The 20446-nt window shown below is 48.1% G+C and carries 14 protein-coding genes and 2 pseudogenes; 13 read left to right on the top strand and 3 right to left on the bottom strand.

Annotated elements, in window-relative coordinates:
• The first annotated feature begins 218 nt into the window (after positions 1-218).
• Positions 219-1430, top strand: coding sequence for an MFS transporter (locus LG52_RS07800; RefSeq protein WP_044733148.1), 1212 nt, complete (start codon positions 219-221; stop codon positions 1428-1430).
• 88 nt (positions 1431-1518) lie between these two features.
• Here the strand turns inward: LG52_RS07800 and LG52_RS19440 are convergent.
• A pseudogene (locus LG52_RS19440) lies at positions 1519-2700 on the bottom strand (IS701 family transposase).
• A 267-nt stretch (positions 2701-2967) separates the two neighbouring features.
• Between LG52_RS19440 and LG52_RS07790 the strand changes: the two are divergent.
• The 12 genes from LG52_RS07790 (at position 2968) to LG52_RS07740 (ending at position 16052) form a co-directional block, all read left to right on the top strand.
• Entirely contained in the window at positions 2968-3420 is a 453-nt protein-coding gene (locus LG52_RS07790; RefSeq protein WP_231584436.1) for an erythromycin esterase family protein, read from the top strand.
• A gap of 94 nt (positions 3421-3514) precedes the next feature.
• Positions 3515-3691: a DUF3368 domain-containing protein gene (locus tag LG52_RS18895; RefSeq protein WP_075261656.1), complete on the top strand. Its 177-nt coding sequence runs from the start codon at positions 3515-3517 to the stop codon at positions 3689-3691.
• Between the two features lie 142 nt (positions 3692-3833).
• Entirely contained in the window at positions 3834-5285 is a 1452-nt protein-coding gene (locus LG52_RS07785) for a PTS mannitol transporter subunit IICB (RefSeq protein ID WP_044731496.1), read from the top strand.
• A gap of 310 nt (positions 5286-5595) precedes the next feature.
• The gene (locus LG52_RS07780; protein WP_044731495.1) at positions 5596-7686 is read left to right on the top strand and encodes a BglG family transcription antiterminator; all 2091 of its coding nucleotides are present in this window, start codon (positions 5596-5598) and stop codon (positions 7684-7686) included.
• A 5-nt stretch (positions 7687-7691) separates the two neighbouring features.
• Positions 7692-8135, top strand: a complete 444-nt coding sequence (locus LG52_RS07775; RefSeq protein ID WP_044731494.1) for a PTS sugar transporter subunit IIA — start codon at positions 7692-7694, stop codon at positions 8133-8135.
• Complete coding sequence (locus LG52_RS07770) at positions 8135-9286, top strand: mannitol-1-phosphate 5-dehydrogenase (protein WP_044731493.1); 1152 nt, start codon at positions 8135-8137, stop codon at positions 9284-9286. The genes LG52_RS07775 and LG52_RS07770 overlap by 1 nt, the downstream gene beginning before the upstream one ends.
• A gap of 233 nt (positions 9287-9519) precedes the next feature.
• The gene (locus tag LG52_RS07765; protein WP_044731492.1) at positions 9520-10560 is read left to right on the top strand and encodes a Bug family tripartite tricarboxylate transporter substrate binding protein; all 1041 of its coding nucleotides are present in this window, start codon (positions 9520-9522) and stop codon (positions 10558-10560) included.
• A gap of 53 nt (positions 10561-10613) precedes the next feature.
• Complete coding sequence (locus LG52_RS07760; RefSeq protein WP_044731491.1) at positions 10614-11069, top strand: tripartite tricarboxylate transporter TctB family protein; 456 nt, start codon at positions 10614-10616, stop codon at positions 11067-11069.
• 13 nt (positions 11070-11082) lie between these two features.
• The gene (locus LG52_RS07755) at positions 11083-12609 is read left to right on the top strand and encodes a tripartite tricarboxylate transporter permease (RefSeq protein WP_044731490.1); all 1527 of its coding nucleotides are present in this window, start codon (positions 11083-11085) and stop codon (positions 12607-12609) included.
• Between the two features lie 71 nt (positions 12610-12680).
• Positions 12681-14357 carry an ATP-binding protein gene (locus LG52_RS07750; protein ID WP_082056118.1) on the top strand — a complete coding sequence of 559 codons (1677 nt, stop codon included), beginning with the start codon at positions 12681-12683 and terminating at the stop codon, positions 14355-14357.
• Positions 14354-15040, top strand: a complete 687-nt coding sequence (locus LG52_RS07745; protein WP_044731489.1) for a response regulator — start codon at positions 14354-14356, stop codon at positions 15038-15040. The genes LG52_RS07750 and LG52_RS07745 overlap by 4 nt, the downstream gene beginning before the upstream one ends.
• 76 nt (positions 15041-15116) lie before the next feature.
• A complete protein-coding gene (locus LG52_RS07740; protein ID WP_044733146.1) occupies positions 15117-16052 on the top strand; it encodes an AEC family transporter in 936 nt (311 codons plus the stop codon).
• A gap of 905 nt (positions 16053-16957) precedes the next feature.
• Here LG52_RS07740 and LG52_RS07735 read toward each other — a convergent pair.
• Positions 16958-18117: pseudogene (locus LG52_RS07735) on the bottom strand (ISL3 family transposase).
• 310 nt (positions 18118-18427) lie between these two features.
• The gene (gene tnpC, locus LG52_RS07730) at positions 18428-19876 is read right to left on the bottom strand and encodes an IS66 family transposase (protein ID WP_044731488.1); all 1449 of its coding nucleotides are present in this window, start codon (positions 19874-19876) and stop codon (positions 18428-18430) included.
• Positions 19877-20446: the final 570 nt, after the last annotated feature.

Below are 20446 nucleotides of genomic sequence, written 5' to 3'. Positions count from 1 at the left end.
TCATGATTGAGAAAATCAAAACATCTTTTTTCCTTTTAATACCATACGTCTCTTTGAGCAACATTGTTATCATGTTTGTCTTTAAAATTCAAGTACATCTTTTGGTGATGAACCAATATAATGAATCTTTAGTTATATTAAAACCGCCCCTTATCCTATGTTTTGATTTTGTTCTGTTTCACAAGTGCATTACATGCCTAGTCTCAATCTTTCTAAGGGTGATCATTTTGAACGCTACAAAATTTTGTATAGCAACGTTTCTTTCAAACTTGGGGGATGTCATATACAGTGTTGTTATAGCTTGGTATATTGCTGATGTTTTACAATCAGGTTTTTTGATGGGAGCAGTTTTATTTTCCCTAGGTTTGTCGAGATTTATTGCTGGGCTTCTTTGCGGACCGGTTATTGATCGAATAGGGGCAAAGTTGTTTCTGTGGTTGTCAGACATGATAAGGGCAATCATTGTGTTAGTTTTGGCTATTCTGTTATGGGATCATACTATCTCTTTTGTAATTCTCATAATGGTCTCCGTTTTGTTTGGAGCGATTGATGCTTTTTATTGGTCAGCCTCAGAATCAATAAAGCCAAGATTAGTCGCTACTGAATATTTGAGTCGTCTCAATAGTCAATACTTCACTGTTGTAAGAACAACGATCATTTTGGGCCCTTTAATCGCCGCTTGGATGGTTGAATCAATCTCAATAGAACATTCCTTGATAGCCATTTCTATCTTATATGTATTTTCAACTTTTTTAATTTTGTTTATTGACTCTAAAAATAGTCATCTTGAAAATATGAACGATAATAATGACGAAACTTCTTACTTTTCGGATTTAAGACTTGGTTTTAGTTTTTTGAATAGACAAAAAATGATTTTTTATTTGGTTATAACTATGTTTTTTGTAAATATTGGAGCAAACGGGGTTAATGTATTGTTCCCTTTTTTAGCTAAAAATGTTAGTGGTGATGCTAAGTATTTAGGATATATATATTCATCGATGTCAATGGGAAGTTTGTTAACTGGTTTAATCTTTTCAGTTAAAAGCATTCACAAGGTTGAATTGAAGATTATTTATTTATCTTTTCTTTTACAAGCTACTGGTATTGCCGCACTATGTTTCACCCAAAATTTTTTGATTATTCTAATTTTCGTTTTTGTAATTGGCTTAATTACTGGTTTTATAGGAGTCCTTATACCTACTTTTGTTCAACGTTCTGTGCCTATTCATTTATTAGGAAGAGTTAATAGTATTATGATGGCGATTTCAATGCTTTCAACGCCAGTAGCCCAGTTTATTTTTGGGGTCAGTGTTGATTATTTCAATATAAAATATCTTTTCTTCATTGCAGGTGCTTTGGGTATAGTTACTAGTTTATCTTCGTTATTAATTAATGAGAGAAAAGGTACGCCAAGAGAAACTGTAATGTAAAGGAGGTGTTAAGCTTGAATATATTACTGTAGTTGAGCATTTTTCATAACAATAATTACCATACAAAAAGAGACAAACAGGGTACCCCTTATGCCACATGGAGCTGTGTTTTCACGGCGTCAATAGGAATATTTTGTTTTGCTGCGCTGTAAATGAACTCCACGAGGCTATGTCCTTTTCTCTTGCGCAGAAGATCGAGCCCATCCGAAAAATCACAGTTGGACTCGAACATACTGTACACGTAAGTCAGCTGCACCAAGATCCAATACCGTTTCACCGTCCGACGCCCGCGAACGCGGTACCCATCGAGTTTCAGTTGATCTTTCGCTTGACGAAAGAAACATTCGATTGACCAACGCTCGGCATAGCAGCGCAAGATGTCTTCGTCGCTTAGCTCTCGATCCGTGCTCAAGACGCAATGAAGATGTTCAGATGTCATCGGTTGGTCGGCTTTCCAAACAAGCAGCACCACCGCATCATCGAGACCGTTGAGCGCTCCTTCGCAGCGATAGACGCGATAGCGCTCTTCTCCCACCGTGACGAGGCGAGTGTCGTCTGGTTCGATGGAGCGGCTCAACTGCTTCGTTTGAACGGCGACGCCGTTCGGATAGAGAATGCAGTTCGTTTTGAGCATCGCGATGACATGGAATCCTTTTTTCAGACAAGCTTCCACGAGCGCTTTCGATGGATGCCAAGAATCCATCAGCACATAAGCGGGACGGCGTACATCCAACGAAGAAAGCATCTCGATCGCGAGTTCTCCTTTGCTTTTTCCCGCCGTCTTATCATAAAGGCGGAAGGCAAAGGGAAACGCCTGGGTTGCAGTATGAACCATAAGCCAAACGAGAGAATGTCCCTAGATCGACTTTTTCTCTGTATGAGAGTCGTGCCAATCACACCCTTGAATGGCGTTTGTTGCCCGTGGCGAGGGCTTCGTTTTTTGGCAAATCGTGTCATCGATCGAAACAAAAATGGGTTGATTCTCTCGTTTCGCGCTTCGTTCGACGCGACGAAGGATCCACTGCTGGAGTTTGCGAAGCAATGTTTCTTCCTCCCAAGGGCTTTTCGTGAAAAAATGGCTGAGTGTCGTTCGATGATTGGGGTGAAAGCTCCCGTGATGAAGATCGGTCAACGTTCCCGAAAAGCCTTTCGTGATCATCGCATCCACGATATGAACAAGATGCTTTAGGACAGGTTTTGAGAAATAAAGCGCCAATCCTAACACCGTGAAAAACTTGTGAATTCCTTGATGATGTGCGAATCTATTCATGAGACATGAACCTCCTTGTGAATGGTTTGATGACACATCTATTCTAACCAAGGAATCGGGTTCATGTCTCCTTTTTTGTTTTGATGTAAATTTATGTTAGTGATTTTGCTCATCTACAGTTATTAGATAAAAACCGCCTTGCATTACAAGATAAGTTTGGAAAAGACGCTTTTTTGCTTGTGGCAGAGAATTTTGCAGAACCGAATGTCCCTCATGCAGATGATCTCTTCCCACTTCGTGAAAGCGATAAAAATCCGGAATAAGGCAATGGCTGACAATATTTTGTGGCTGGCACAGGAGATGTTTCCAAACGAGAAGATAATAGTATGGGCGCACAATGGGCATATAATGAAGCAATCTAGGAGATTTCTAGGATTTCCATCGACATTTTCTTATTTACCTCCCGAAATCAAGGAGTTCTCCTATACCATTGGCTTCTTTATGTATAGTGAGCAAGCAGCGGAAAATAATCGCAGTGTATATGAAGTGCGGCAGCCTGATCAAGATAGCATCGAGTTTCGAATCAAGCAAGCCGGGCATGAAATCGGATTTTTCGATATCTCGCGGCAAAGAAAAGTGCCTCAAAACCGTTGGCTTTTTAAGCACACTTACACAATGCATGAAGGGAAGCAATTAAATCTTATCAAACCTAGCGCTTGTTATGACGGGCTTGTCGTTTGTGCGAAAACATCACCACCAAAGTACATCAATTTAAACTAAAGAAGTTTTCCATAAAAAAACATTGAAGATGAAATTGGTAATAGGAAATACCCGTGGTGCTAGTTGAGCGCTAGCGCTCAACTAGCACCACGGGTTGTCTAAACAATTCCTTTTACGACCTATCGGCACAATTGGAATTTTGATTCTTGGAAAGAAGAATGGGAAAATAACGGAAGTAAAGCCGCTGTTAGACACTTTGCTTGAAAATGGATTTTATCTCTCCGAACGTCTTTATCGAGAGGCTTTGTTGCTAGCGGAAGAAACGCTGTAGCCCCGCCCACCGCGCTGGGCCTTTTTCTTTTTTAAACCTGACAATAACCCCATTGACAAAATCGCGTTTACTTCTCATTGAAGGCCGGTTGTAAGCGTTTTAAGATAAAGGTACAGTCAAGCAGAAAAGGAGGAACAGCTTTATGACGCATACAACCGGAAACGAAACAGGCTTCCGTGTAAAGATTCAACGGTTTGGCAGTTATTTGAGCGGCATGATTATGCCGAATATTGGGGCGTTTATCGCCTGGGGGCTGATTACCGCCCTGTTTATCCCGACCGGGTGGCTGCCGAATGAGACGTTTGCGAAGCTCGTCGGGCCGATGATTACGTATTTGTTGCCGTTGTTGATTGGCTATACGGGCGGGAAAATGGTGTACGACGTCCGCGGCGGCGTCGTGGGGGCGACAGCGACGATGGGGGTCATCGTCGGTTCGGAAATCCCGATGTTTTTAGGCGCGATGATCATGGGGCCGCTTGGCGGTTATGTGATCAAAAAAGTGGATGGGTTGTTCCAAGGGAAAGTGAAGCAAGGATTTGAGATGCTCGTCAACAACTTCTCGGCCGGGATCGTCGGCGGCGTGTTGACGTTGCTCGCTTTTAAAGGAGTCGGCCCGGTCATTTCTGGGATCAGTAAAACGTTGGCAGCCGGAGTCGAAAAAATTATCGACTGGCACTTGTTGCCGCTGGCGAACTTGTTCATTGAACCGGGGAAAGTGCTGTTTTTGAACAATGCGATCAACCATGGGATTTTAAGCCCGCTCGGCGTCGAGCAAGCGGCGAAAACCGGGAAATCGATTTTGTTCTTGCTGGAAACGAACCCTGGCCCAGGACTTGGCATTTTGCTGGCGTACTGGCTGTTTGGCAAAGGAATGGCGAAACAGTCGGCGCCGGGGGCGGTTATTATCCATTTCTTAGGTGGGATTCATGAAATTTACTTCCCGTACATTCTCATGCGCCCGATTTTGATTTTGGCGGCGATGGCCGGCGGGGTGAGCGGGGTGTTTACATTTACCGTGTTCCATGCCGGTCTGGTGGCGGTGCCGTCGCCGGGAAGCATTTTCGCCTTGCTGGCGATGACGCCAAAAGGGAATTACTTCGGCGTGTTGGCGGGTGTGTTCGTTGCGGCGGCCGTGTCATTCCTCGTCGCGTCCGTGTTCTTAAAATCGGCGAAACAAAACGAAGAGGAAGAAGATTTGACGAAAGCAACGGAAAAAATGGAACAGCTGAAAGGGAAAAAAAGCCAAGCAGCCGCGGCGTTGAAACAGAAAGAAGCCGCTTCGGCAGCTGCGGTTCAGCAAGTGGTTCCTGGCCGCGTGAAAAAAATTGTGTTCGCGTGCGATGCCGGAATGGGCTCAAGCGCGATGGGGGCGTCGATTTTGCGCAACAAAGTGCAAAAGGCCGGGCTCGATATCGAAGTGACGAACACGGCGATCAACCAGCTGCCGCCGGATGCCGACATCGTCGTCACTCATCAAAACCTAACCGACCGGGCAAAAGCAAAGTTGCCGAACGCGTACCATGTGTCGGTGGAAAACTTCTTAAACAGCCCGAAATATGATGAGTTGATCGAGCGATTGAAAAAGAATGAGTAAATGGACATGAGACGCGGGGGAATGGCGTTCCCCTGCGTTTTGCTTTGCGATTTCGTGTTTACCTCGACTGCTTGGGACACTTTCATCCGCTTCCATCTGTATGGATGGGCCCAACCGCTGTGAACTTCGTCAAACGGCGAAAGAGAAACATGTATGCAAAATTAAAAAATGTCAACAATAACAATGACGAAAACGAAACATTTATTCGTTGTCAAATCAAGAAAAAAGCCCTTACAATAAAAATAGAAAAGGTCATAGCTTATTTCAAAAATGTCAACAATACCGCCTCTAGGATGGGAGGTGAACGGCGATGTACGTATCGGCAAGGGAGAGAAAGCTGCTTGAGCGGTTGTTGGCGGATGACCGAGACGTGACAGTTGGTGAGTTGGCCGAAGAGCTGAATGTCAGCGCCCGCACGGTTCACCGTGATTTGCAAGGACTTGAATCCGTCTTGCGCCGCTACGGGCTCGGGCTGGCGAAAAAAGCGGGGGTCGGCATTCGCCTCGTCGGGGCGGAAGAAAACAAGCAGGCGCTGGCCGCAGAGTTGCTTCGCCTTTCTCATCATGAATACACCCCCGAAGAGCGGCAGCTCATGATTTTAATTGCGCTGTTGGAAGCCACCGAGCCGGTGAAGCTCGTCTCATTGGCCCATGACTTGAACGTCACGGTCGCCACTGTCAGCTTGGATTTGGACAAATTGGAACAAACGGTAGAAGCGTACGGGCTTTCGCTCATCCGCAAGCGCGGATACGGTGTCGAGCTTGCCGGTTCGGAATCAGCAAAACGGCGCCTCATCAGCGATTTGTTGTTCCGTCATGTCGATGAACATGAATTTTTGGCGCTGATGAAAGAGACGATCCAAAAGCGGGCGGACGATCCGTTTGATACGATGGCGGAGAAGCTGCTCGGGCTCGTTGATCGGAAAAAGCTCACCGTCATTGAAAAACAAATCGAGCAAGTGAAAGAAAAGCTCCCATTTACGATGGCCGACAGCTCGTACATCGCCTTTGTCGTTCACTTGGCTCTTGCCATCGAGCGCATCAAACGGGGAGAAGCGATCCATTTTGACCAGCAAGATTTGCAGGCGATTCAGGCAACAAAAGAGTACGAAATTGCCGGAGTGCTCGCTGAATCGTTAGAACGCGCTTTTGGCGTTGACATCCCAAAAGAAGAGATCGGTTATATGACGATGCACTTGATGGGAGCGAAATGGCGCAGCCGCCAAGGAGCAGTGATGGAAGAGCCGAGCTTGGTCGTCGGCATGAAAGCGCAACAGCTCATTCGCTTTGTCAGCCGCGAACTTGGCGTCGATTTGTCGGTTGACTGCACGCTATATGAAGACCTGGTCGTTCACTTAAAACCGGCACTGTACCGTCTTGAACATGGAATGGGGATCGCCAATCCGCTGCTCGATCAAATCAAACAAGACTATGCAGAGCTGTTTGTCATTGTCGCAGACGGGGCGCGGCAGCTGTTTGGCGACATTCCGGTGCCGGACGAGGAGATCGGCTATTTAGTGCTTCATTTTGCGGCTGCGCTTATGCGGGAGAAAAAAGGTTGGAAGGTGCTCGTCATTTGTTCGAGCGGGCTTGGGACGGCGAAAATGTTAGCGACGAGGCTGAAAAAAGAGATTCCGGACATTGTTTCGCTGGAACAAGCTTCCGTGTTTGAATGGAAAGGAAAAGATGTAAGCGGGTACGATCTCGTCATCTCGACCGTGCCGCTTCCGGAGGAGTATGGGCCGCATATCGTCGTCAGCCCGATGCTGACAGAGGAGGAAGCGCGGAAGATTCGCGAGTGTTTGGAGCGGAAATCGGCCGCTGAAAAACGGATGGAGAAAGAGCCGATGGCACGGCGAAACCGGCCGGCGCTCGACACAATGAAGGCGGTTCGGCGCATCAGCGAGACAATCATTCACATTTTGGACGGTTTTTCCCTCGAGGTGGTCAAGGTCCGTTCGATTCATGAGTTGTTGGCTGATGCGTGCCGCCGCCTTGAGCGAAATGGCGTCATTGTCGATGCCGATGTCGTGCTTGAGGAGCTGCGGCGCCGCGAGTCGCTTGGCGGGCTTGGCGTCCCTGGCACGAGGTTGGCGCTTTACCACGCCCGAAGCTTCGCTGTCCTTCGCCCATCGCTGACAATGTACCGGCTGGATGCGCCGCAGACGGCAGCGGGCATGGATGGGAAGCCGATGGACATCAACACGGTTGTGCTGCTTCTTGGACCGGCGGATGTGGACGAGGAGATGTTGGCTGTCTTAAGCCACATCAGCTCGCTGTTCGTCAAAGACGAGCAAACGCTCGCCATCTTGACGCACGGTGATGAAGAACAAGTGCATTTGCTTATCAGCGCTCATTTGGAACAATTTTTCGATGATTATTGGACATTGGCGAAGGAGTGAAACGAATGTTGACCGATTCGATTTTAAATAAAGCGAACATTGTGCTGAATGCACAAGCAAAAACGAAAGAAGAAGCGATCCGTCTTGCCGGCGAAGTGCTTGTGAAGCAAGGATATGTCGCCCCGTCGTATATTGATGCAATGCTTGAGCGGGAAGAATTGACCACGACTTACATCGGCAACCACGTCGCCATTCCGCACGGGACGGAAGCAGCCAAGTCCCTAGTGAAACAATCGGGCATTTCGATTGTACAAATCCCGGATGGGGTCGATTTTGGCAACGGCAACATCGCCGCGATCGTGATTGGCATTGCCGGCAAAGATGGCGAACATTTGGACATTCTTTCGAAACTGGCGCTCGTTTGCGCGGAAGCGGACAATGTGGAAGCGATGGCGAACGCGAAAACGGAAGAGGACATTCTCGCGCTGCTTGACGAGGTGAACGGCTAATGCGGGCCGTCCATTTTGGCGCCGGCAACATCGGCCGCGGGTTTATCGGCAGCTTGCTCGCGGCATCCGGCTATGACGTCGTGTTTGTCGATGTCAATGAACAAATCGTCCGCCTGCTGAAAGAGCGGGGAGAATACCGCGTGATTGTCGCTGGTGAACATCGGGAAGAACAATGGGTGCGCGGCGTTTCGGCGTTAAACAGCCAAACGGAGCGGGAACAGGTTGTCGCGGCGATTGCGGATGCCGATTTGGTGACGACCGCGGTCGGCCCGCACATTTTGCCGGCCATCGCCCCAGTCATTGCCGCCGGGCTTGAGCAACGGTTTGTCGTTCAAGAAAAGCCGCTTCACGTCATCGCGTGCGAAAATATGATTGGCGGCACAGAGGCGTTAAAACAGCACGTTTTGGCTCATTTTTCCGCCGCTGAACAGCAGCTGGCGGATCAATCTGTCGGCTTCCTTAACTGCGCAGTCGACCGCATTGTGCCGAACCAAACGAACGATGATCCGCTGGCGGTGACCGTCGAGCCGTTTTTCGAGTGGGCGATTGAAACGCGAAACGTCATCGGCGCTGTTCCGCCGATTCAAGGAGCCCAATTCGTTGCCGATTTAGGCCCGTATATCGAGCGCAAATTATTTACCGTCAACACCGGCCATGCCCTGGCTGCTTACTTAGGGTATCAGAAACAATACAGCACCGTTCAAGAAGCGATGAAAGATGCCGGGATTCGGGCGGATGTCGAACAGGCGCTCAGCGAATCTGGAGCAGTGTTGGTGAAAAAGCACGGTTGGGAGGCGGATGAGCACCGTGCGTACATCGAGACGACGATCGGGCGATTCATGAATCCGGCGCTGTCCGACGACATCATCCGTGTCGCCCGCTCGCCGATCCGCAAGCTCGGGCCGAACGACCGCCTCGTTGCCCCAGCTGTGCAATATTGCACGCTGTTTAGCAGCGTCCCTGCAGGTCTCGCCAAAGGAATTGCGGCGCTGCTCCGGTTCGACCATCCCGAAGACAGCGAAGCCGTCGCTCTCCAACAAACGATCGAACAACACGGAATCGAAGGCGCGCTTCGGCAATACGCGGGGCTTGAGCGTGACCATCCGCTCGTGGCGGTGGTGAGAGAGGAATATGAGAGGATGGAAAAGTAGAAATCGACGCTTCTTTGTTTACCGCTAGTCTTGAAGACTGGCGGCTTTTTTTTGAGCTGTGAGCTTTCAGTTTCTTGCTCGGCGCCCTGACCATGCCAAGACTTTTTTGCAGAGAACGCGTTCGTGAACAAAATGCACAAAATTCATTTTATTTTCGAAAACTTCATGTTGATTCTGGATCGTGATAAGGTTGTTTTTGAAAACGTTATCAAAAAACAAGGGGGCAAGGGAGAATGAAGAAAACAAAATGGTGGGGATTGCTCGTCGTAGGGATGATGACACTGGCATTGGCGGCCTGTGGTGGCAATGAATCGGCAGGATCGAAATCGTCCGGTTCGAACTCTGGCTCATCGGCCTTAAACTATCCGACGAAGCCGATCACCATTGTCGCTCCATCCGGGGCGGGAGGAGGATGGGATTTAACGGCCCGCGCGATCACGAAAGTGTTGGATGAGACAGGGCTCGTCAAACAAACGATAACGGTCGAAAACAAACCAGGCGGCGGCGGGGCGGTCTTTATGGCTGAATACGCCACCCAAGATGTCAAAAACGATTACAAACTGTTTGTCAATTCGCCGCCGATTATCATCAACAACCTGAAAAAGGAAGGAAACAGCCCGTTTGGCTACAAAGATACGACACCGCTCGCCCAGCTGACGAAAGATTTTGGCGCGATTGTCGTCAAAGCGGATTCGAAGTTTCAAACGTTGACTGACCTGCTGAACGCCATTAAACAAGATCCGAAATCAGTCACGGTAGCAGGGGGGTCGGCGCCAGGTTCGATGGACCACTTAGTGGCCATTTTGCCAATTTACAAATCAGGCATCGATCCGAAATCGGTGAAATACGTTTCGTATGACGGCGGCGGGGAAGCGATGGCTGCGCTGCTTGGCGGCAACGCGGATGTGATCGCGACGGACGCATCGTCGGTTGGGGAGTATTTGAAAGCCGGCAAAGTGCGGGTGCTGGCGGTTTCAGCTCCAGAACGCCTCGGCGGGGTGCTGAAAGACGTGCCGACGATGAAAGAGCTTGGCATTGATGCCGAGTTTACGATTTGGCGCGGGGTCTTTGGACCGAAGCAAATGTCCCCGGAAGCGAAAACGTTTTGGGAAGAGACATTGAAAAAATTGTCTGAGCATGAAAAATGGAAAGAAGAGCTGCAAAAACAAGGTTGGGAAGCAGAGTACCGCAATTCGGAAGAGTTTATGAAATTTTTGCAAGAGCAAGAGCAGCAAATCGGCGACCTGCTGGAATCGCTCGGCATGCATAAATAAACCAAAGGGGGAAGAGCATTCTTCCCCTTTTTCCAAAAGCGGGAGGGAAAGCGATGAACAAAACGGCTGACCGGATCGCGGCGGCGGCATTTCTGGCCGTCGGGGCGCTGTTTATGGTTGAAAGTTTGTGCATATCGAAAAGCGCTTACGGCAGTGCTGTCGGGCCGAACGTGTTTCCGTTTTTGCTTGGATTTGTGTTGGTTTTCTTAAGCATCAAACTGTTGTTGGAGACGAGACGTTATTCAGAGGCAACAAGCGAGAAACCGGCGCGGCAATATAAAAAGTTTCTTGTCATTTTCATCGCCGCTGTTTTCTATGCGGCGTTGCTCGAAACGGTTGGATATGTGATCACGACGTTTCTGTTTCTTGTTATCGGTTTTCAAACGATGGAAAAAGGGGCGTTATGGAAGTCAATCGCCATTGCGGCTGGTTTTTCGTTAGGCGTATATGGTCTTTATGTCAAGCTGCTGCAAGGAACATTGCCGAGCTGGCCGATTTGGTTCCAGTGAAAGGAGGGGCATCATGGAAACACTATCGTTTTTGTTGGATGGGTTTCAGACGGCGCTTCAGCCGCATAACTTGCTGTTTGCGTTTATCGGGGTGTTGATCGGCACGGCGGTCGGCGTGCTTCCTGGGATTGGGCCGATGAGCGGGGTGGCGCTGCTCATTCCAGTGACGGCGTCGATGACATCAGGCTTGAGTCCCGAGCAGGCGGCGGCGAGCTCGATCATCTTGCTGGCGGGCGTGTATTACGGGGCGATGTACGGCGGGTCGACGACCTCGATTTTGTTAAATACGCCTGGCGAGTCATCGTCAGTCGTTACGACGCTGGACGGCTATCAAATGGCTCGGCAAGGAAGGGCCGGAGCGGCGCTCGCCATTGCGGCGATCGGTTCGTTTGTCGCTGGGATTGTTTCGCTCATCGGTCTCGTATTATTGGCTGAGCCGCTATCCAATGTCGCGTTGAAGTTCGGCCCGGCGGAGTATTTTTCGCTCATGCTGCTTGGGCTTGCCGCGGTGAGCGGCCTCGCTGGCAAATCGATGACCAAAGCGTGGATTATGACCGTCTTTGGACTGCTTCTTTCAACGATCGGGCTCGACAACGTCTCTGGTGTCGCACGCTTCACGTACAATATTTCCTATTTGTATGGAGGGCTTGAGTTTTTAACAGTAGCGGTCGGATTGTTTGCGTTGGGGGAAGTATTCAAGTCCATTCTCCATAATGAGATGAACGAAGGAGAAATTGCCAAAATCGGTCGCGTTTTGCCGACGAAGGAAGATTTGAAAGAAAGTGTGGGACCGATTGCCCGTGGGTCGCTGCTCGGATTTTTCATCGGGGTGCTGCCGGGAGCCGGGGCGACGTTGGCATCGTTTTTCTCCTATATTCTTGAAAAGAAAGTGAGCAAACATCCGGAAAAGTTTGGGCAAGGGACGATCGCCGGCGTCGCGGCGCCGGAGTCAGCGAACAACGGAGCGTCCGGGGGAGCGATGATTCCGCTTTTGACGCTAGGCATTCCGGGGTCGGGAACAACGGCTATTTTGATGGGCGCGCTCATTATGTACAACGTCCAGCCGGGTCCACTGTTGTTCGATGAGCATCCGGCTGTCGCCTGGGGATTGATTGCGAGCATGTTTATCGGCAATGTGATGTTGTTGATTCTTAACATGCCGCTCGTGAAACTATTTGCGAAAATCATCCAAACGCCGACGAAATATTTGCTGCCGCTCATTATTGCCATTTCTGTGTTTGGTGTGTATGCGGTGCAAGTGACGACGTTTGATGTGTTCCTGTTGTTGGCGTTCGGGTTGCTCGGCTATTGGCTGGCGGAACACGACTATCCGCTCGCGCCGCTTGTGTTGGGGCTTGTGTTGGGACCGATGATTGAAAACAATATGCGCCGGGCGTTGACGGCATCAAACGGGGATTATCTCGTCTTTTTTGAAAAACCGATTTCGCTCGTTCTATTGATGATCGCCTTGTTATGGATTGCCGTGCCGTTTGTCATGAAATTAAGAGGAAAAACGGTCATCATTAATGAAGATATGTAATAATAGAAGAAAGGCGTTCTGCCTAACAGGCGGATTGTCTTTCTTTATTTTCTGCTTGGGGAGCGAGCCCTATGAAGCTTCAGACACGGTTAATGGTCATTATTTGTTCATTGCTGTTATTTGTGATCGTTTTTCTTACCTTCTTATTTCAACATATGTTCGCTGAGACGCTCAAACAACAAATCGGCATGCGGGCATTGAATGTGGCGGAAACCGTTGCGTCCACCCCGCTTGTGCGCGAAGCGTTCCGCGACCCGAATCCGTCAGGGCGGCTGCAGCCGTTTGCCGAGCACATTCGCCAAAAGACAGGGGCGGAATACGTCGTCATTGGCAACCGCCAAGGAATCCGCTATGCCCACCCGCTTCCTGACCGGATCGGCAAACCGATGGTCGGGGGCGACAACGGCGAGGTGATAAAAGGCAAGGCGATCATTTCGGAGGCGGTCGGTTCGCTTGGCCCGGCGATCCGGGGAAAAGCGCCGATTTTTGACGAGAACGGAAACGTTATTGGCATCGTTTCCGTTGGGTTTTTGTTGGAAGATATCGAGCATATCGTTTGGACGTACCGTCTGAAAATTTTCTTTTTTTCTGTTCTCGCTCTTCTGTTTGGAGCGGTAGGAGCGGTCGTGATTGCCAAAAAGGTAAAACAAACGATTCACGGTCTTGAACCAGAAGAAATTGGTGTGTTGTATCAAGAAAAGCAAGCCATTTTAGAAGCCATTCGTGAAGGAATTGTGGCGATCAGTCACGAAGGGACGATTACGATGGTCAACCAGGCGGCGCTCAAGCTGCTTGGCTATGAGCATGAGCGCGACGTATTAGGGGCACCGATTTTGCAACTGATTCCTCATTCCCGCTTGCCTGAAGTGATCCGAACCGGGCGGGCAGAATACGATGATGAGATGGTGTTGGGAGGAGAGACCGTCATTGCGAACCGGATTCCGATCAAAGACAAGCAAGGGCGCGTGATCGGAGCGGTATCGACGTTTCGCAATAAGTCGGATCTGTATCGCCTCACGAAAGAGCTGTCTCAGCTTCGAAGCTATGCCGACGCGCTGCGCGCGCAAACGCACGAATTTTCGAATAAGCTGTATTTGATTTCCGGGTTAATTCAGCTTGAAGCGTACGAGGAGGCGCTTGAAGTCATCACCAAAGAGACCGACCTGCAGCAAAACATCGTCCGGTTTGTCATGAAAGAAATTCCCGATCCCGTGATTGGCGGGCTGTTGATCGGCAAATTCAATCGCGCGAACGAGCTAAAAATTGCGTTTGAAATCGACCGGGAAAGCAGTTTTCGCGATGTGCCGCCATGGATCGACCGCGACCATTTGGTAACAATTATCGGAAATTTATTAGATAACGCCATGGAAGCAGTCCTCCATAACGGAAAGGAAGAGAAGCGAGTGGCCGTTTTTTTGACCGACCTCGGCAATGATTTGATTATTGAGGTTGAAGATAACGGATTAGGCGTCGATCCAGCTGTGGCGGAACGGATATACGACCGCGGCTTTTCCACCAAAACCAACGGCGTCCGTGGGTATGGGCTTGATCTTGTCAAGAAGGCGCTGGCGATGCTTGACGGGCAAATCACATACCAGTCGGAACAAGGAAAGGGCACGGCGTTTACCGTCATTGTTCCGAAGCGGCTGGATCGTGCCAACCTGTTCCGAAAGGAAGAATTTTCTACAAAAGACCGCTACACCTTCATGCATCAATATTTTTGGGAGGGAGGGGAGCAGAAGGGGTGATTCGTGTACTTATTATTGAAGACGACCGCCGCATTGCGGAAATCAACAGGCGCTTTGTTGAGAAAGTGAACGGTTATGAAATGGTCGGCATTGCTACGAACGCCGAAGAGGCAAGGGAATTGACGGAAGTGTTGCAACCCGACGTGTTGCTGCTTGATGTCTATTTTCCAGATATGAACGGCCTTTCTTTTTTAAAATGGGTTCGGGAACACTTTTCCAACATCGATATCATTATGATCACAGCGGCACGGGAAGTGGATGCGCTGAGGCAAGCGTTGCACAGAGGGGTGTTTGATTATATTATCAAACCGATTATGTTTGACCGTTTTGTGGAAACGTTAAACCGATACAAAGAGTATTATGACAAAATGCAGCAATGGGTAAAAGAGAAAGAGTGGATTGACCAAGAGGACGTTGATGAATTGATAGGAAGAGAATTAACGGTTAGGGACCAGCCGGTGTTGCCAAAGGGAATCCATCCGTTGACGCTTGAAAAAGTGTTGGCCGTTGTCAAACAGTGCCCAGAAGGCATCACCGCCGAAGAAGTCGGGCGGCAAATCGGTACGAGCCGGACAACGGCCCGCCGCTACTTGGAGTATCTCGTCTCGATCGGCCAAGTGACGGCCGATATTGCTTATGGATCCGTTGGCCGTCCGGAACGGATTTATCGGAGAAAAGGGTAAAAGGGCAAGAAGTCTGAACAACGTTATACAAGGCACATCGAGCCGCCATATGTACAAAGAAAGCGGAGGAAACGCCTTGGCCATTTTTAGTAGCATTTTGTTACAAGTGATGGTTCCCATGTTGTTGATTGTCGGCTTGGGGGCATGGCTTCACCGCTTATTTCATTTTGATATGAATACGTTGTCCAAGCTGAATATGTATGTCCTGTTGCCGGCGGTCGCGTTCATCAACGTGTATGACAGCGAGTTGAACGGGAAGGTGTTGGCGGCCATATTTGGGTTTCTTCTCTTACAAAGCAGCGGACTGATGGTTTTCAGTATGATCATGGCGAAACTATTTAAACTGGAGAGAAGTTTGTCCGCGGTGTTTCAAAACACGATTGTGCTCAACAACTCGGGCAACTTCGGCATCCCTGTAAGCCAGCTCGTGTTTCATCAGCAGCCGCTCGGGGCGGCGATTCAAATCATTGTAACCATATTTCAAAATTTCCTGACCAATACATATGGAGTGTATCAGTTTATTTCAGGAAATGGGAAAAAAGGAAAATGGGTCGCCGAGCTATGGAAAAACCCGGTTCTTTACGCCTTATTGCTTGGGGTGGTCTGCCGATGGCTTCATCTTTCGATCCCATCGTTTTTATGGCAGCCGATTCATCGCATCGCCGATGCGTTTTTAGCCATCGCCCTCTTTACGTTGGGGGCGCAAATTGCCTACGCCCGCTTCCGCTCTTTGCCACCGCTGGTGTATGCAAGCGTGTTTGGGCGCCTGTTTCTGTCGCCGCTGTTGGCTACGTCTTTGATCTTTCTTTTAGGAATTGACGGAGTGACTGCCCAAGCATTGCTGATTGCCAGTTCCTATCCGTGTTCACGCAATACGGCGCTGTATGCGCTTGAGTATGACTGCCACCCAGATTATGCCGCCCAGGCGGTGTTAGTGTCGACATTGTTAAGTGCCATTACCGTGACCGGCGTTGTGTATGCGGCCCGGCTGTTGTTTCCGATTGGCGGATGAAAACGGGGGCAGGCTGTCGTCGACCCCCAATCGTGCAAAAATCCCGGGGGATCGACGACAATGCCTTTTCGCGTCAAACTCCTACAGCCAATACGGCTAGACCATATTGACAGAATTTTTGAAACGTGCTATTCTGAAAACAGCCCAGAGAGAAAAAGCTTGATTTTATGCGCATTGTCTGGGTGATGGACCAATATATAGTTGGTTTACCACTTTTCTTTTTCCCACATGTAGACCTGCGGCGTCCGTGATGGACCAATATATAGTTGGTTTACCATTCTCCACATACGATGAATACCTGTTTCAATCCCTCATAGGTGATGAACCAATATATAGTTGATTTACCATAACATGTTCTTGCTGAACGATTGAGAATGAAGGGAGATGAAAAAGATGGTAAACTGGATTCTTTTTGAATTAAAGTGTTGGGTTTGGGTTCTTTATAACTAACCTTCTTGAAGACCGGTGAAAAAGTACACTCTAAGGCAGGGATTTAGGGGGCTTATGTCGAAAAAGGGACATTTCTAGAGGGGAGTGATTTTTTTTGGTTCATCACCAAAAGATGTACTTGAATTTTAAAGACAAACATGATAACAATGTTGCTCAAAGAGATGTATGGTATTAAAAGGAAAAAAGATGTTTTGATTTTCTCAATCATGATCGTCTTTATTTGTCAAGTACACTTTGTGGTGAATAGCCTTTTTTTTTTGAGGAAAATTTTTATGATCCTGTCGTTTGTTTTAGTATTTTCTACATTATCTTTTGTCGTTTCCCAAACACCTGTGAAAGCCGCAGAAGAACATAATGAGTTTATTAGAGCTTCACAAACACAATTTGACTTATCTTTATTAAAACGACAAGAACAAAAAATGGTTCATCACCAAAAGATGTACTTGCACCTGCCATTAAAGTATGTTAGTCGTTTCTAACCGAACCCGTAATGCAAAACGCTGGATATTTCTGTATCCATATCCTCGACGTTTGATCAGCTTGATCTTGTTGTTCGTTCCTTCCATTTTCCCATTCGAGTAAGGGGATAAAATGCAAGAAACGATTTCTTCTGTTCGCTTGACGAGCGCTTTTGCAATCGCGCGCACAACCGAACAAGGACAAAACGAATACCGATGAATCCAAGACTCCAAACGTCGTTTCGCCTGTTGCTCGTCTTTGCTTTTGGACACATAACGAAAATGTTGGAGCGATTGGTAGACCGACTTTAAGTCATCGCTTTCATTACACCATTCTCGTACGATTTGACGTTCTTCCTCCGTCAATTTCTCTGGGCATGTGCTCAATAAACGGCAAACGTAACGAACATTTCCGTGTTTCTTGCTTCCTTTGTCTACATATTTGCGGCAACGATCTAAAGCATCCGTAAACAGCTGAATGACATGGAAATAATCGACCACGTGTGTCGCCTCTGGGCAACCCCCTTGAATGGCTTTTTTCATCGCTGGGGCTAAATCGCTTACGACATACTGAACAGAACGAGACACATGCGCCAACGCACGTCTGATGGCTTCCTCGTTCTTTCCAGCTTCGATGGCATACCCTTCTCCCGTCTCGGCATCCATGATCGCCACTGCGTAGTCATGCCCTTTTCGAAAGGCAAATTCATCGACACAAACCGCCTTTGGTTGGATATCATTCGATAGGAAGGAAGGGGCATGGGTATAAAACCAACGTTCCACGGTCGTGTAAGGGAGTTTGAGCATCCGAGCTACTGCCTGAATGGATGTCCCGATGCAAGATTGCGCCACCCATTGCTGAAAAGCGTCTGTTGCCACACTTGGAGGGGAGATTCCTGGATAAGACGTGCTGAACGTCATGCCACACGTACTACAACGTCTGCGCTCGACAGGGAGTTCAATCCAAAAAATCCCGATTCGTTGAGCATAGCCATGCATCCATTGCTTCTTTTTTCCTGTCATTTTGATCGTGCGTTTCAAGCCGAGCATTGTTCAGGTAGAGAAAGTTCGAAAATCCAACGATCTCCTTCTTTTCGCACCTTTTGAATCAAAACATCTGGTAAATCGATAAGTTCTTTGATAAACTGAGCGTACATGCGAATTTTCCTCCAATGGTTTGGTTTGGTCACCTTTACCATACAGGAAAATTCGCATTTTTTGTACCCTCTATTTTCGCTATGCACACCGATCTTAAATCATCAAGTACAACTTGTGGTGAAGAGCCCAAAAAATTTATAATGAAAATGGTGAGTACCTAGGGACTCTTGGTATTGAACCTGTGCTCTCGGTAGGGTCAAATGACAAAATTATGTCAGCTTTAGCTTCATATAAAAGTAACTATTCACCTCGATGCTAGTGTGTAAAGTAGCCCAGCACAAATAGGGCATTTCTGTCATAGAAAATGCCCTACGTAGCGGAAAGAACACGATCTATCGTTTCGCCTGTCAACAGAAGACACAACGAGTCCCACACGTTTTTTTCGTGCTTGGTGAGTGTGGAAACGATGCTCCTTGCGATGCAAAACGACTGCGCGAACGTTTCCTGACGAAATGTACCCGAGATGTTCTCTTTGACTTTGACCATGCGAAGATCCCGTTCGGCTTGGTTGTTGTCAAAGGGAACGTGGGCTTCACGCAAAAAGCGCAGCGCTTCTTCCTTTCGTTTTTGAAGTCGCCGAACGAAGGAGAGCGCTTTTTTCGGCAACGGTGTCATCCCTTCCAACTGATGGTTGGCTTTCTCGAGTATGCGATCATACACGCGCTCCCAACGTTTCGCTTCTTCTTCAGGAAGAAAGCCGCCATGTTGTTCGACCACTTGTTTGGCATTTAATAGAAACGTGGTCATCCGTTTTGCCCATGTATGCCCTTGTTCGATGAATCCTTTCAAGCCACGTACATGATGGGCATGACAAAGGGCATGTGTGGCTTCGGTGTATCTCGGGTATGTACCGAATGCATCATGCATCATCGTTCCTTTATATCGTGGAAGAATCCCGATTTCATCGGTTGCTTTCTTTCCACGAGAAGCGTGAGGAGCTAAGTACGTATATGCGGATGTACAGGCGACATGAACCCAGGCCTGTTTGCCATCGATCCGCAAGCTCGTTTCATCGACATGCAAGATGTCCGATTGAAGCAATGCTTCCTCGATGATGTCCATGTTTGGTTCGAGTGCTTCGCGACCTCGTTTGACCATATTGACAAGTGTTCCTGTGCTGATCGGATGTTGATATAGCTCTTCCATCATGTCACGTAAACGTTGATATGGAATCATTTGTATGTTGTATAAATACACGACAAGCGCCGTGATCCGTGGACCATATTGCACATGATTGGTGACGTGTGATGGGAACTCGGCTTGTTGCACGCATCGGCAATGTGGACATGATTTCACTTCGCGTTCATGTTGTGTCACTTCCATCGTCACGAGAGGCAGATCAAACACTTGACGGACATCGACTTTGAACGGTTTTACGTCACGCAAAGAAGACCCGCATCCTTGACACGTATGTACGCGATGGACGACACGATGATGTGGATGTTCCACTTGACGGAGCGTCGTTCCCTCATGTCCCTCCTGTCCGCCAGGCTTTTTGCCAGACGGCTCGCGGGAGGAACGCTTTTTCTCAAAACGGTCGGAAGATGGGGGCAGATGGCTATTAGAGCTGTTTTTTTTCGTGCGTGCTTCCAGCTCTTGAACACGATACTTCAGTTGTTCATTTTCTTTGCGTAGCTGTTTGTTTTCTTGACGCAAATGTTCATTTTCTTGAATGAGTTGATGAATGAGCTGTTTTTGTTGTTGGACTTTGCCCATTAAACTCTCAACCGTAAATACAGCTTGTTGTACCGTCAACATGCGATTCACCTCCTTGTCTATCAATATTCACATCATAGACAGGAAAACCAAAAAATATTCAGCTCACTTTATGAGGTGGCTGAATAGTTACATATAAAATCGGTACAGGGAATAGTACTTGGAAGATTTATTGGTATTCTGGAACTGTCAATTATCATTTTTATGTGGATATTAATATTATATAGAGGCAACGAAAAAGTTTAACACATCCTTGACGGAAAAGTTGTTTGTCCATTTTTCGACTGTCGAAGGCAAGCCTGTGGCTTGCCTCCGTCACGCCCTGGCGTGACGGAAGACCGAACAACCACCCGCTTCAACAGACCCATACATGGGGCTGGAAGCGGCGTTGTTCGGTCGCCCGACAGTCGAGCAAATGCTTGGTAAATGCTGCAAATGTTAAAGCTTCAAATTGCATCTATATAGTAGTACTGGGTTAGCCACAATAACGCGAGCTTATAATGGGTGGTATTTTATAACTCCGCCTTACACTGTTAAAAAAGATTTGGTCTCTATTCTTAGAAAAACAGAAACATATACTTTACCAGCCGAAGCTAGATATCATCTAACCCT

Source organism: Geobacillus kaustophilus (assembly GCF_000948285.1).
Classification (GTDB): domain Bacteria; phylum Bacillota; class Bacilli; order Bacillales; family Anoxybacillaceae; genus Geobacillus; species Geobacillus thermoleovorans_A.
Note: the sequence above shows the minus strand (reverse complement) of the source record. Positions and strands in the feature narration are given on the sequence as shown.